At 37.1% G+C, this 13,189-nt stretch carries 18 protein-coding genes; 2 read left to right on the top strand and 16 right to left on the bottom strand.

All coding sequences use genetic code 11. The annotated features are described in order from the left end of the window. Genes murC through trmB form a run of 5 tightly spaced genes read right to left on the bottom strand, consistent with a single transcriptional unit; the run spans nucleotide 1 to nucleotide 4,356 of the window. On the bottom strand, nucleotides 1–1,326 hold the full coding sequence (murC, locus tag NMG63_RS02965) for a UDP-N-acetylmuramate--L-alanine ligase (protein WP_238000146.1): 1,326 nt from the start codon (nucleotides 1,324–1,326) through the stop codon (nucleotides 1–3). Then, a complete protein-coding gene (locus tag NMG63_RS02960; protein ID WP_115354700.1) occupies nucleotides 1,310–1,945 on the bottom strand; it encodes a hypothetical protein in 636 nt (211 codons plus the stop codon). Before NMG63_RS02960 ends, murC begins: the two co-directional genes overlap by 17 nt. A 23-nt stretch (nucleotides 1,946–1,968) precedes the next feature. Beyond that, nucleotides 1,969–2,673, bottom strand: coding sequence for a hypothetical protein (locus NMG63_RS02955; RefSeq protein ID WP_003773205.1), 705 nt, complete (start codon nucleotides 2,671–2,673; stop codon nucleotides 1,969–1,971). Beyond that, nucleotides 2,660–3,724 carry a M42 family metallopeptidase gene (locus NMG63_RS02950; RefSeq protein ID WP_123171663.1) on the bottom strand — a complete coding sequence of 355 codons (1,065 nt, stop codon included), beginning with the start codon at nucleotides 3,722–3,724 and terminating at the stop codon, nucleotides 2,660–2,662. The genes NMG63_RS02955 and NMG63_RS02950 overlap by 14 nt, the downstream gene beginning before the upstream one ends. Further along, the gene (trmB, locus tag NMG63_RS02945) at nucleotides 3,724–4,356 is read right to left on the bottom strand and encodes a tRNA (guanosine(46)-N7)-methyltransferase TrmB (RefSeq protein ID WP_013852746.1); all 633 of its coding nucleotides are present in this window, start codon (nucleotides 4,354–4,356) and stop codon (nucleotides 3,724–3,726) included. Before trmB ends, NMG63_RS02950 begins: the two co-directional genes overlap by 1 nt. 98 nt (nucleotides 4,357–4,454) lie before the next feature. Between trmB and NMG63_RS02940 the strand changes: the two genes are divergently transcribed. Further along, on the top strand, nucleotides 4,455–5,522 hold the full coding sequence (locus NMG63_RS02940) for a nucleotidyltransferase family protein (protein WP_123171665.1): 1,068 nt from the start codon (nucleotides 4,455–4,457) through the stop codon (nucleotides 5,520–5,522). Here the strand turns inward: NMG63_RS02940 and metK are convergent. From metK to rdgB, 7 genes are all read right to left on the bottom strand, one after another. Beyond that, complete coding sequence (metK, locus tag NMG63_RS02935; protein ID WP_123171666.1) at nucleotides 5,512–6,606, bottom strand: methionine adenosyltransferase; 1,095 nt, start codon at nucleotides 6,604–6,606, stop codon at nucleotides 5,512–5,514. The genes NMG63_RS02940 and metK overlap by 11 nt on opposite strands. Before the next feature lie 268 nt (nucleotides 6,607–6,874). After that, nucleotides 6,875–7,762 carry a YitT family protein gene (locus NMG63_RS02930; RefSeq protein ID WP_013852743.1) on the bottom strand — a complete coding sequence of 296 codons (888 nt, stop codon included), beginning with the start codon at nucleotides 7,760–7,762 and terminating at the stop codon, nucleotides 6,875–6,877. A gap of 157 nt (nucleotides 7,763–7,919) precedes the next feature. After that, complete coding sequence (locus NMG63_RS02925; protein ID WP_123171667.1) at nucleotides 7,920–8,357, bottom strand: Rid family detoxifying hydrolase; 438 nt, start codon at nucleotides 8,355–8,357, stop codon at nucleotides 7,920–7,922. 12 nt (nucleotides 8,358–8,369) lie between these two features. Further along, a complete protein-coding gene (locus tag NMG63_RS02920; protein WP_003773197.1) occupies nucleotides 8,370–8,510 on the bottom strand; it encodes a hypothetical protein in 141 nt (46 codons plus the stop codon). Between the two features lie 85 nt (nucleotides 8,511–8,595). Continuing rightward, nucleotides 8,596–9,108, bottom strand: a complete 513-nt coding sequence (locus NMG63_RS02915) for a tRNA (cytidine(34)-2'-O)-methyltransferase (RefSeq protein WP_123171668.1) — start codon at nucleotides 9,106–9,108, stop codon at nucleotides 8,596–8,598. Then, nucleotides 9,059–9,778, bottom strand: a complete 720-nt coding sequence (locus NMG63_RS02910) for a TIGR01906 family membrane protein (protein WP_254007431.1) — start codon at nucleotides 9,776–9,778, stop codon at nucleotides 9,059–9,061. Before NMG63_RS02910 ends, NMG63_RS02915 begins: the two co-directional genes overlap by 50 nt. A 2-nt stretch (nucleotides 9,779–9,780) precedes the next feature. Further along, a complete protein-coding gene (gene rdgB, locus NMG63_RS02905) occupies nucleotides 9,781–10,359 on the bottom strand; it encodes an RdgB/HAM1 family non-canonical purine NTP pyrophosphatase (RefSeq protein ID WP_254007430.1) in 579 nt (192 codons plus the stop codon). Nucleotides 10,360–10,410: 51 nt separating this feature from the next. Between rdgB and NMG63_RS02900 the strand changes: the two genes are divergently transcribed. After that, entirely contained in the window at nucleotides 10,411–11,250 is an 840-nt protein-coding gene (locus NMG63_RS02900; protein WP_254007429.1) for a choline kinase family protein, read from the top strand. Between the two features lie 38 nt (nucleotides 11,251–11,288). Here NMG63_RS02900 and NMG63_RS02895 read toward each other — a convergent pair whose 3' ends face one another. From NMG63_RS02895 to infC, 4 genes are read right to left on the bottom strand one after another with little or no spacing between them, the layout of a single operon-like run. Then, nucleotides 11,289–11,732: a MarR family winged helix-turn-helix transcriptional regulator gene (locus tag NMG63_RS02895; protein ID WP_003773186.1), complete on the bottom strand. Its 444-nt coding sequence runs from the start codon at nucleotides 11,730–11,732 to the stop codon at nucleotides 11,289–11,291. A gap of 6 nt (nucleotides 11,733–11,738) precedes the next feature. After that, entirely contained in the window at nucleotides 11,739–12,098 is a 360-nt protein-coding gene (gene rplT / locus NMG63_RS02890) for a 50S ribosomal protein L20 (RefSeq protein ID WP_003773184.1), read from the bottom strand. Between the two features lie 16 nt (nucleotides 12,099–12,114). Beyond that, complete coding sequence (gene rpmI, locus NMG63_RS02885; protein WP_003773183.1) at nucleotides 12,115–12,309, bottom strand: 50S ribosomal protein L35; 195 nt, start codon at nucleotides 12,307–12,309, stop codon at nucleotides 12,115–12,117. Between the two features lie 21 nt (nucleotides 12,310–12,330). Then, nucleotides 12,331–12,921: a translation initiation factor IF-3 gene (gene infC, locus NMG63_RS02880; RefSeq protein WP_373568053.1), complete on the bottom strand. Its 591-nt coding sequence runs from the start codon at nucleotides 12,919–12,921 to the stop codon at nucleotides 12,331–12,333. Between the last annotated feature and the right edge of the window lie 268 nt (nucleotides 12,922–13,189).

Here is a 13,189-nt window from a genome sequence, read left to right as displayed (position 1 = left end):
TCAATCGTTGAAACGTATTTTCAATGCATCTTTTAAATCATAAATATCTTTCGAACTCATAAATACATAAACGGCTGGTCCAAAGGACTCAAGCAAGTCTAAATCATGATCATTTAAATCCACAACATGACTGCCTTCAATGCGATCTTGAAGATAGGTGATATCAATGTCAATCCCCTCTTCCGCATCATCAATACTTGTGAAAGGACATAAACACACTTCGTCAGCAAGACTGAGTGCGTCTGCGAATTCATCCGCAAAGTAATAAACACGTCCAACACGATGAGGCTTAAAGATCCCTACGATTTTACGATCTGGATAACGGGTTCGAGCCGCTTCAAGTGTTACACGAACTTCAGTTGGATGATGTGCATAGTCATCAATATAAACATTATCTTTTCCCGTTTCAATTACAAAACGACGTTTAGCGCCTGTAAAGGTTTGAAGTCCTGCCTCAATATCATTGGGTTCAATGCCTTCATATAGACCCACAGCAATCACTGCAAGTGCATCTAAAATCATATGATCCCCTACGATTGGAAGATTAAAACGGTGAATACGTTTTCCATCTACTTCAACATCAAAAATACTGTGAGTCGTTGTCTTCTCAAGTTCTGTTGCACGAATTTTATTGCCTTCACCAAAACCATAAGACCATGTTTCCACATCGAATGATAAGTCTTGGTAATGAGGATCATCACCCCAGACAACAATTAACGATTCCACATTCTTTGCGAATTCTTTAAATGCAGATAAATAATCCTCAACGGATTTAAAGTAATCCACATGATCAATCTCAAAATTCGTCATAATCGCAATTTTAGGTTTATATGCCAAGAAATGACGACGGAATTCACATGCTTCTACCGCAAAATATTCATCATCACGTTGCAAGTCACCACGACCATCACCAATGAGGTATCCCGTTTCTTTTGAATAACTTAACATATCACGTAAAAGTGTTGTAGTCGTTGTTTTACCATGGGACCCACTCACCGCAATCGTCCGGTACGAATCCATCATTTTCCCAAGATATTCATGATATCGATACGTTTCAACTGTCGGATTCGCCTTAGCTGCTTGTACTTCTTCATGATCATCTAAAAATGCATTCCCGATAATAACAACGGTATTATCTTTAATATTGTTTTTGTTAAATGGGACAATTGGAATGTTTAACGCTCTTAACGCATCCTCTGTAAAGAAATGACGATCAATGTCTGAACCCATCACTTCATAACCCATTTTGTAACAGATACGCGCTAACGCTGCCATACCGGTCCCTTTAATACCAATAAAATAAATTGGTTTATTCTTCATGCTCATCAATTCCTTCTAAATAATCATACAGAGAAACCTGAACTGTTTCTCCTTTTCCTTCATTTGAAATAATATCATCCACACGTAAATCCATAAGTGACTCATCAATTTTACGTGCTTCTGCTTTTGATTCTTCTTGTACCTTGCCATACATTGGACTTATTACTTCCGCAACAGGTACATGTTTGGACGCTTTATTTTTCTTAGGAATATCCAAAGGCTCTGAGGGTTGTGAAGGCCCACCATACATTGGACTAATAATATCTTTTCGTTGGTATTCGAATTTTTTTACTTCCAATTCGGATGTGCGTGCTGCTTTAGCGCGCTCCATTTTACGTTTTGCTAGGTCATCATCAGCCGTAATCATGCGAGATTTACGGTTTAACTCACTGGCTGCATTCACAGCCTCGTCAGGAGTCATATCAGTAATAGGCTTTTCACTTATAACAGGCTCTGTTATATCAACATGTTCTGTTACGGTTTTTGGTTTTTCTACAATTTTCTTTTCTTTGGGAAGAATTGGTTTCAACTCAGGAATTTCCACTTCACCAACATGATCAGAAATTTCTTCTTCTATAACGATTTCTTCTTCTTTAAATAAAACTGATGCTAAACGACGAAACATGATATTACCTCTACCTTTCTATCCTACTCCGTTTTTGGAGCTGTCTTATCAATTATATCCGAGATTGCTCCAGATTCTGGTATCGCATGCTCAAAGAATTCTTCGTATCTTTCGTGATACGTAATAATATCTTTCTTCGAGAAATCTTGGACTACTAAATCTTCATTTACAGTGATGCTACGCATTGTTGTAAACATTGATTGTACAATCATATCCATATTGGCATCATTCACAATTGCCATCATATCGACTTGACCATTTTCTAACACAACAGCTTTATGCTTTTCTAAATCAACAATACTAAAGATAAAGTGTTGTTCTTTATCCGAACCGTCTACATAGGTACCGGTGGTACGATACGAAACTGCTTCTTCTTTGATTAATGACGAAAATTGAATTTTAGAATCTTCTTTTTGATCCCCTTTTTCTTTTCCTTCATTATTCTCAGTAATCTCGGTATAACGTTTCGCTACAATATTCGCAACATCAAGATCAAGCATGATCGGTTTGCGATCAATTTCATAGAGTGTTGAAATTTGTGTTGATTGCTTAATCCCAACATCGGGTAAAAGATAATAACGATAATATTTTTTATTATGATTGGTAGCTTCTGGCATTGGTCTACTCAATGCACTCTTAACAAGATCATCATAATTGATCGCTGCAGGTGTACATCCACTTACAAGAAGTAAAAGTAGCAATGCAGTCATTAACTTACGCAATGACATCACCCCATGTCTTCTTATCAATAAAGTGTAATAAGGCCTCACGTGCTGCTAAGTAATCATCCGTATCCAAAATTGAACTGGATGTATGGATATTACGAGCACATAAACAGCATGTTAATGTTTTAACACCGGAATTCGATTTGTGAACTGCACCCGCATCTGTTCCACCTGGTGAAAAATAGTATTGGTGCTTAATATCATGTTCGTTACAGATATCCACAAATTTGTAGATTAAATCTTTTGTTGCAATCATATTACCATCCATAACACGGACCAAGACGCCACCGCCTAACTTGCCGATTGCCTTGGAATCTAAAGCGTCATTAGCAGGCGAACAATCCAGAATAATCGCAAGATCGGGTTTCACAAGATTTGCGACCGTTTGCGCACCTCGTAACCCAACTTCTTCCTGAACACTGCATCCAACATAAAGATCATAATCCAATTCTTGATCTTTCAGTGCTTCAAGCAGATCCAAGCCCATTACACATCCATAACGGTTATCAAATGCTTTGGCTAAAAGGCGTTTTCCCTTGTTTAATACATTGAATTCACCATCAACCACAACCATGTCACCAATTTGAATACCCATGGCGTGTACTTCTTCAGGTGTTGTTGCGCCAACATCCACAGTCATCTGAGGAATCTGGATTGGCTTTAAACGTTCTTCAGCTGAGAGCATATGTGGTGGTGTTGCACCGATAGCGCCATCATAAACTTCACCATGACGTGTTGTAACACGAACACGATGTCCTAAAAGCACTTGACTAAACCAACCTCCAACAGGATGTATTTTTAAAACACCTGTCTCCGTTACTTCACGTACTAAAAAACCTACCTCATCCATATGTCCTAAAACTAAAACTTTAGGTGCATTTTTTTTCTTACTACGACGTACGGCAAGAATGCTTCCTAAATTATCACGAAGAATTTCATCGGTATAGTTTGAATATTCATTAAATAAATATTGAGCAACTTGATGTTCATGACCACTCACACCATCAAGTTGTGTTAAAGTTTCAAACCAATTTAATTGTTTCTCATTCAACATTATTTTTTCCTCCAAATCGCTCTAAAAATCGGTTGCCCCATTTCATGGAACTTACGTTCATATTCGGTAAATGGATCTTCATGTTCATGACTTCTAAAATCTACGTCAACTTCCACAAGTTCAAACTTATGTTGACCTACACTCACGAGTGAATAGTTAAAAAGACCCACATTGTCTGTTTTCATCCAAATCTCACCTTTATCCGATAAGACAGAATAATATTCATCCAATTTATCTTTATACGTTAGACGACGTTTTGTATGACGTTTCTTAGGCCATGGGTCACTAAAGTTTAAATGAACCACATCCACTTCACCCGGTGCAAACATATCGTTTAGATTTTCCGCATCACCATAAATAAATCTCTTATGATCTCCTGGGTTTTTTTCTAATTTCTTCAATGCGATTGAAGACGCTGTAAAATCACGTTCCATCGCTACAATACCGCGATCTGGGTACAGTGCCGACAACTGATGCCAGTAATCACCTTTACCCGATCCAATCTCTAAATGAAGCAATTCGCTACCGAGTGCTTCTTTCCAATTTCCTTTAATTGTTTCAAATTCTGTTACTGTGTAGTCTGCAAAAGTTTCAAAGACTTCTGAGCTCCACTCTTTTTTACGTAATCTCATGCAATCATCCTCATTTTAATATGTACATTGTACCATGCTTCAAGACTTCTTACCTTGTTTTTTACATTATTTTCATGAATATGTGATAAAATACAAATATGAAAAACAAACTCACCGCAACTGGGATTATTGTTGAATATAATCCTTTACATAATGGTCATTGTTACCATATTAAAAAGACCCGTGAAATCACGCGATGTGATGTTTTAATTGCGGTCATGTCACCAAATTTTGTACAACGTGGTGAACCCGCATATCTTGATAAATGGGTTCGCACAGAAGCGGCTCTTGAATCAGGTGTGGATTTAGTTTTAGAACTTCCAACTATTTATACTTTACAAAGTGCTGATGTCTTCGCATTTAAGGCAGTCGAAATCTTAAATCATGTGGGTATTCAGTCCCTTGTATTTGGTTCAGAATCAAATGTTCTTCCCGTCAAACCACAGTTTGATAAAGGCTTACTGAAACAAGGGCATTCCTTTGCCCATGCTTCAAATACGTCCAACCATCAGTCAAATGATATTTTAGGGGTCTACTACGTTCAAGCATGTCAAACATATGGGATAACGCCATTAACCATTCTCCGCACGAATAACTACCACGATCAAAGCATTAGTACCAGCATCGCTAGTGCCTCCGCAATTCGTAAAGCACATCAAGAAGGCATCTCTGTTAGCCATACAACGCCTTTAGACCTTAATACACTTACAAGCTATCAACTCAAGGAGTATGAACCCTTTATTCACTATTTGCTCTCCGTTCAACCCTCTAAAACACTGAGTCAAAATTCATTAGTTTCAGAAGGGATTCAAAATCTATTCATCAAACATCGACATCTTCCTCTTGATGCTTTAATTGAAACGTGTACCTCTAAGCGCTATACACGATCACGGGTACAACGCACCTTAATGAACTTACTTTTAAATTTTACGAAAGATCTTGAACAACCCCTAGAACACGTTCGAGTCTTGGGCATGAACACCAAAGGAAAAGCATACTTAAGACAACTGTCCGATGATGAAATTCCCTATACAACGCAATTTAAGCATTACCAGTTTAAAGAACTGGAATTACGCGCAACTGAAGTTTACACCTTACCCAAAGATGAGACGATAAAAAAAAGACTTCTTAAACAAGAAGTCTCCGAACTTATTATTAAAACTTAAGCGGTTTAATAACTTCCCATGGGAAGCCATCACGACCGAAATGACCGAAATTTGCGGTATTACGATAGATTGGACGTAATAAATTAAGTTCCGAAATAATATTGCCGACTTTAAAATCAAAGTTGGCTTTTATTATGTCTAAAATCTCTGATTCAGGACGTTTATGCGTTCCGAATGTATCAATATGAATTGAAAGGGGATCCGATAAACCAATTGCATAACTCAATTGCAGTTCAATTTTATCGCAAAGCCCTGCAGCCACAACACTTTTTGCGACATAACGTGAGAAGTAAGCTGCTGAGCGATCCACTTTAGATGGATCTTTCGAACTAAAGCATCCACCACCGATACGACCAAATCCACCATAGCTATCCACTACAATCTTACGACCTGTTGTACCACTATCACTAAAAGGACCTGCAATACTAAACTCACCACTTGGATTCACAATAAAACGTGTTTCTTCTGTAATCCATTTTGAATCAATGACGGGTTTAATAATGGACTCCATAACAGTTTTCTCAATGGTAGCGTGATCAATTCCTGCTCTATGTGATGCACTCACTAAAACCGTATGCACAAACTTAGGTTCATTGCCTTCATACGCAACGGTTACTTGTGTTTTCCCATCGGGATAAAGCCAATCGATTTCTGATTTCGCATCACTTAATCGTTTTGATAAGGCATGCGCTAAGTGAATTGGAAGGGGCATATAATTTTCAGTTTCATTACATGCAAACCCAAACATAATCCCTTGATCGCCTGCTCCCACATTTTCTTGAGAAACAACAGCGTTATTGATTTGGGATGATTGTTTATTAACCTTAACCATGACTTCATAATCTTCAGGATAACCAATATCCGCAATGACATCTTTCGCAACCTGTGCATAATCAATCACTGCTTTTGTATTTGCCTCCCCATAGATTAAAACAAAATTATCTTTAATGGTCGCTTCAACTGCCATCTTAGAATTAGGATCTTGTTTTAATGCTTGATCTAAAATTGCATCCGCAATTTGATCACACATTTTATCCGGATGACCATCCGTAACACTCTCTGACGTAAAAAATACTAAATTCATACTAGCCTCTTTTCTAACGACATAAAAAAAAGTCCTAGCAACAACACTAAGGCTCAGAAATACATCTATAGCTTCTTATCGTTGTTAGCTGTACCACCTTGCTCTAGCAGGTTGGTATGAGGTTAATGAGCTAACTCTCTACCTCAACTCTTGATAATCGTGCCTACATCTTAAACTAATTGTACTGAAAAAGCAACAGATTGACTGGAATTTTCAATAAAGAAATTAAGCGTAATGAAAAATATAAAAAAAGAATAAGCATGAATGCTTATTCCAGTGGTTTTTGACGATAATTACCTTCAATACGCTCTACAGAAGAAATTTCAATAAATGCTTTCGGATCTGTATGCGTAATCGCATCAATAATGCATGCAAGTTCAAATTGGTTCACAACAATATACAGAACTGCCTTATATTTTTGTTTAAACATTCCAATACCATCAATCTTCGTAATACCATGACGTGTCACAGCCATAACAGCATCTGAAACTTCCGTTGGTAAATCTGTAATAATATGTAAACTCGATAGTTTATATCGATCATGATAGTGATCTATGACTTGCGTTGAAACAAATTGGTAGATAATTGAATACAATGCAAGCATCCAACCATAAACAAAGCCAGAATAAATTAATAGGGTAATATTGAAATACATAATTTTATCCCACATCGGTTTATTCTTAACCATAGAGTAATAAATTGCGACAAAATCAGTACCGCCTGCTGAACCCCCTACCTTTAAAGCAAATGAAGATCCGACACCGTTCATCACCCCTCCAAAAATCGCAAGGAGAATCAACTGATCATTAGGATCAACATTGGGTAAGACGGTAACCACGGGGAGTATTTCCACAAATAACGATACCAAACCAACGTGTAAAAAGGACAATGCAAGGAAACGACGACCGAGTTTTTTCCAAACAAATATCAACACGATAGCATTAATCAGGAAGAACACAATTCCATAAGACAATTCAATTCCAAATAATCGACTGCTCTCTTTCAGTAATAAGATTGTTAATCCACCAGCTCCAGCAGGAATCAAATTCCCTGGACGAACAAACGTTTTAATTGCTAATGCCGAAAATAACGCACCAACAACAATTCCAACTATATGTTTGGGTTTAATTAACCTTAAATTTTCCATATTTATCATAACTGTACTTTAAGTACATCCCTTCTTAACTCTAAATTGATAATAACACATATTTCAAAAAACCCAATCAATCAAACCTTATTTTTGTGATTCTATGATAAAAACTATGTGAAGAAACGAACAAATTTAATTTGAGATAAAAAAAAGAGGTTGTTGTCTAATCACAACAACATCCCTCACACGCTTCATCATCTTCTTCTTCAAATTCCATATCTTCACGCGCAATCGCAACACACTCAATTGAAATCTTCGCATTCTTCGGTAAACGCGATACTTCAATACAACTACGAGCTGGGTAAGGATATGAAAAATAGATGGCATACATCTGGTTCATCTTATCAAAATCTTCAAAATCGGTAAGATATACTGTTGTTTTCACAACATCACTCAAACTTAGACCGCTGGCTTCCAAAATATGTTCCATATTTTCGATTGTTTGAATTGTCTGCTTCACAATGTCTTCCGCAACAAGATTTGATGTCGCATCAATCGGCAATTGCCCTGAAACATAAACCGTATTATCGATAAGTAATCCCATTGAATAAGGACCCACGGACTTCGGACCCGTTTCGGGACGGATTTGTTTTCGAACCATCTTACATGCCTCCTACAATAAATCGCGATAGTACTCGTCGATTTCTTCATCTTTCTTAAAGCGTTTGTTTAATTTGAAGTAACCCACAATCGCACCAACGACGATAATAAGAAGGCTTCCTAAACTTAAGAACCCATTTAAATCTTCAATCATCTCTGTCACCTCATTTCTTATATTATAGTTTAATGATTTTTTGAATTCAACGAATCCGCACCACCGTATTCATGTCCTTGAGACACTAAAAATCTTTTAAGAAATCTTTCCCTTTAAGAACTTCATGTGTGGCTAATTCCGGATATCCAATTTGACGCAGAACCTCAAAGACACAAATTGCGACCGTGTTTGAAAGATTCATACTTCGAGCATTTGGAGCCATAGGAATTCGGAAACAATGATCATAGTTTTCTTTAAGTATTGATTTCGGAATACCCGTACTTTCCTTACCAAACACAAGATAGATATCTGTTTCTTCAATCGCTGTATAATCAAAATCACTGTGGGTATGTTCCCCATAACGCGTCAGATAAAACACAGGCCCCTTAACCGTCTTTAGAAAACTCTCCCAATCAAGATGACGTGTAAGATTCAAATCATCCGAATAATCCATTACACTCCGTTTAACACGCTTCTCATCCAAAATAAACCCTAGCGGTTCAATTAAATGCAGTGCAGCACCACTTGCTACACAAGTTCTCATAATATTACCGGTATTCTGAGGAATCTCCGGTTCGTAAAGTACGACGTGAATCATATCTAACCTTCCAATCTAAGCCAAAATAGGCACCACCCATAAGGGCAAATATCACTGCAGTAGCAGCAAAAATACGATATACAAGAGCCATAAAGAAGGGTTCTGGAACCAACAAAATTAAACGGTCCACCCTCGGATTTAAAAGCCATAAATCATTACTGAATACAATATTGTGGAATGTAATCCAAAAGGTATCAAAATCTAAAATCGCAATCATTCCAATTGTTCCGAAAATGACAACTAAAACAATAAGCGCTGACCCTAAAACATCACGATTTAAGACCAGATCAAGATAATCTCCCGAACCCAAACTCACCACAATCATGATTGCTACAAAAATCATACCCAAATTACGAAACAACATCGCTTTTTGATAGAGTGCTTTCACATCTTTCATATGCTCGTGTTCACGCTCATTAAACATTGGTACCGTTTCACCCTGAATAACCACAGTTTTCGATAAGGCCGGCTCTCGATCTTTTAAATAATCTAAAAGCTCTACCGTAACATCTTCCAATTCCGTCTCAGTAATTCCAATTTCTTGAGCAGTATTCGCACGTTTATAAAAATTATGATAAGTACTTCTGTTAAACGATAAAATATCGATCGCTGTAATCATCATACATACTACAAAAATCACGACAGCGACACCATAAAATTTCCGTTTCATCATTACCCCCTTAGATAATTCAAGAGAAGTTGGACCGCTCGACCACGATGAGAAACTTCATTTTTCGCATCATGGGACATTGTACCAAAAGATTGTTCGGATCCTTCTGGATAGAAAATCGGATCATACCCAAAACCGGTTCCACCTTCTTGAACCGCTCCAATTACACCCTCGACTACACCCTCAAAAATTTCGTCGCACTTTGGGCCATACATTGAAATGGCACAATGGAAGCGTGCACTTCGATCTGCCACCCCGTCCAATCGTCTTAATATTTCATTATTTTTTAATTCATATGGTGTATCTTCACCCATGAAACGCGCTGATTTCACACCAAGTATATCGGGTAAAGCATCGATGACCAAACCTGAATCATCTGAAATTACTGTTAAACCTGTTTTTTCAGATAAATACTTTGATTTAAGGCGTGCATTCCCGCGAAATGTTTCTTGATCTTCAATGACAGCATCCATTGAAATGCCATAATCCTTTGCGCTGCGTACAGTATAGCCTAAAGGTTCCAAAAGTTCTCGAAACTCACGGATTTTTCCTTCGTTATGGCTTGCAATTAATAGTTCCATAGAATACCTCCAAGTCTTATGAAATTATAACACTTATGATATAATTACACTATGAAAATTCAAAAAACCATTCGACACATTCTAAATGAAGATGCCCTTCAGATCAAACATATCGATACCGGACTGACTAATGATAACTACTATGTAAAGACGGAACATTACGATGTGGTTTTAAGAATGCCCAAACCTGAAAATCACGGATTGTTTGATTATGTCCATGAAGGTCATGTGCTTAATCTCTTGAATGATTCCAATCTTGAACCCCATCTTTGGTATTTTGATCCAAATACGGGCATAAAATGTGCGAACTATGTTGAAAAGGCTGAGACCTTCTCAATTGAATACCTTGACCGGGCTGCAACACTGATGCGTTCATTCCATAGTCTCAAAGTAAAATCGGGAAAGGTATTTAGTATAAAGGACAATTTTGAAATCTATCGCAGTCGAATCAAAAAACCTTGTTATGATTTGGATTTTGTTACGGAGATCATGAACGAAGCTGATGCCTATACTCACGAAAACCCAATCTTATGTCACAATGATTTGGTACCCGGTAATTTTCTGTTTACCGATACACAGGATTATCTCATTGATTTTGAATATGCTATGGATAACGATCCATGTTCTGATGTCATGTCTTTTATCACTGAAAATGATATCACAGACACCGAAGTGCGAAATCAGTTCTATTACGCGTACTTCGGATCATTACCGGGCCCAACAATCCAACATAAGCTTGATGTCTTTGAAGTGGCACACAACGCCTTATGGTGTGCTTGGGGACTTATGATGTTAGAATCACATCAACAATCCATCTACCAAGAAATTGCCGCTTTGAAATACCAAAGACTTTGCGAGGCCTATTCTAAAACAAAACCCACCAAACAATAATTGGTGGGTTTTGTTTATAAAAAAAGATCCCGAAGGATCTAATTAATTTCATATAATTCTTTGAAGAATTCATTAATTTCCGCAATGGAATCGATGAGTTCTTCTTTATCTTGTAGATGAAGTAGCAATCGTTCAGACATGGCTTCATGAAATTGATTATGAATTTCCATAACCGCTTCACCTTTATCCGTTAAACGGAGTCGATAAACACGTCGGTCGTTCTCATCTTGTTCACGAAGAACATAGCCTTTTTGACTTAATCGATTGATCGTTGTTGTTAAAGTGCCTTGCGTTATTCGAAGCGCCTCCGCAACATCCCGCATCATTTTCGATTTGCTTTTTTGAATGCTTTCAAGTGCGTGAATTTCCGTCATAGATAATCGAACACCATGAACTCGATGATATCGTTCTTCTAATATTAAAATTTGATTAAAAATATCAACCAATAATTCATTAATTACTTTACCAGCATCATCTCTCATGATTTATTATTTTTCTAAAGCTTTTTGAGCTTTTCCTACTAAAGTTGTAAATCCTTTAGGATCATGGATAGCAATTTCTGATAACATTTTACGGTTAATTTCGATGTTTGCTAAACGTAGACCATGCATTAATTGGCTGTAGCTCATGTCATTTAGACGAGCAGCAGCGTTAATACGTGTGATCCAAAGTTTACGCATTTCGCGTTTTAATTGTTTACGGTCACGGTAAGCGTAACGTTGTGAACGCATAACTTGTTCATTAGCTGTACGGTAAAGTACATGTTTTGAACCATAGTAACCTTTCGCTAATTTTAATGTTCTTTTACGGCGTGCACGTGACGCTACTGAATTTGTTGATCTTGGCATACTAATTCATCCTTCCTTAATCTTGTAACAAATGCTTGATGCGTTTGTAATCGCTCTTAGAAACTAATGTAGCTTTACGTAGTTGGCGATTTTGTTTATTTGTCTTATGTCTAGCAAAGTGAGAAACATAAGCTTGTTGTCTTTTTAATTGTCCTGATCCTGTACGTTTAACACGTTTTGCTAAAGTACGTTTTGTTTTCATTTTAGGCATAACTGGCCCTCCTCTTATAAACTATTTCTTTTTATTTGGAGATATTACTACAGACATTGTATTTCCTTCGAGTTTAGGACGTTTTTCAACGGATCCTAAATCTGAACATTCCTCGATGAAACTATCCATTGTCTTTCGTCCAACCTCTAAACGAGTGATAAGACGTCCTCTAAATCTCATGTCAACTTTAACTTTGATTCCTTCTTCTAACCATTTACGAGCATGACGTAACTTTGTATCAAAGTCATGTTGATCAATAACTGGTGATAATCGAAGAGGTTTAATTTGGGTAACATGTTGATGTTTCTTCGCTTCTTTCGCTTTCTTTTGTAATTCAAAACGATAGCGACCGTAATCCACGATTTTACATACTGGTGGGTTTCCATTAGGCGCAACACAAAGCAAATCAAGATTGTGCTCATAGGCTTTTTCTAATGCTTCGCGACGCATAAGGATTCCAAGTTGTTCACCTTTAGGTCCAATAACAAGAACTTCTTTAAAACGAATTGCTTCGTTCACTAAATCCTCTGGTCCTTTAGGCTTTTCATTTCCATATCTTCTACTAATAAAATTCACCTCCTTGTGGTGTAAACAATAAAAAATGTGTCTCATTATAGGAAACACACTCAAAGGTATAAATTAATAGTGACCTAAGCTTATTACCTATGAATGAATCATCAGGTGAGAAGTGTGCTTCTGCTTTCTTATTGCTTGGTAAGTATATCACGGTCATATCAACATGTCAATGAAATACTCAATAACAGCTCCGGAAACAAAGTCCACAAAGCGTGAATTATTAGCCAACATATTATACATTTATTTTATCATTCTGCCTATACTTATTTTAAAATATAATTTTAAAAAATCTATACTCACAAAA

It is taken from the genome of Erysipelothrix amsterdamensis (genome assembly GCF_940143175.1).
Lineage (GTDB): Bacteria > Bacillota_I > Bacilli_A > Erysipelotrichales > Erysipelotrichaceae > Erysipelothrix > Erysipelothrix amsterdamensis.
This window is presented reverse-complemented; position numbering and strand designations above follow the sequence as displayed.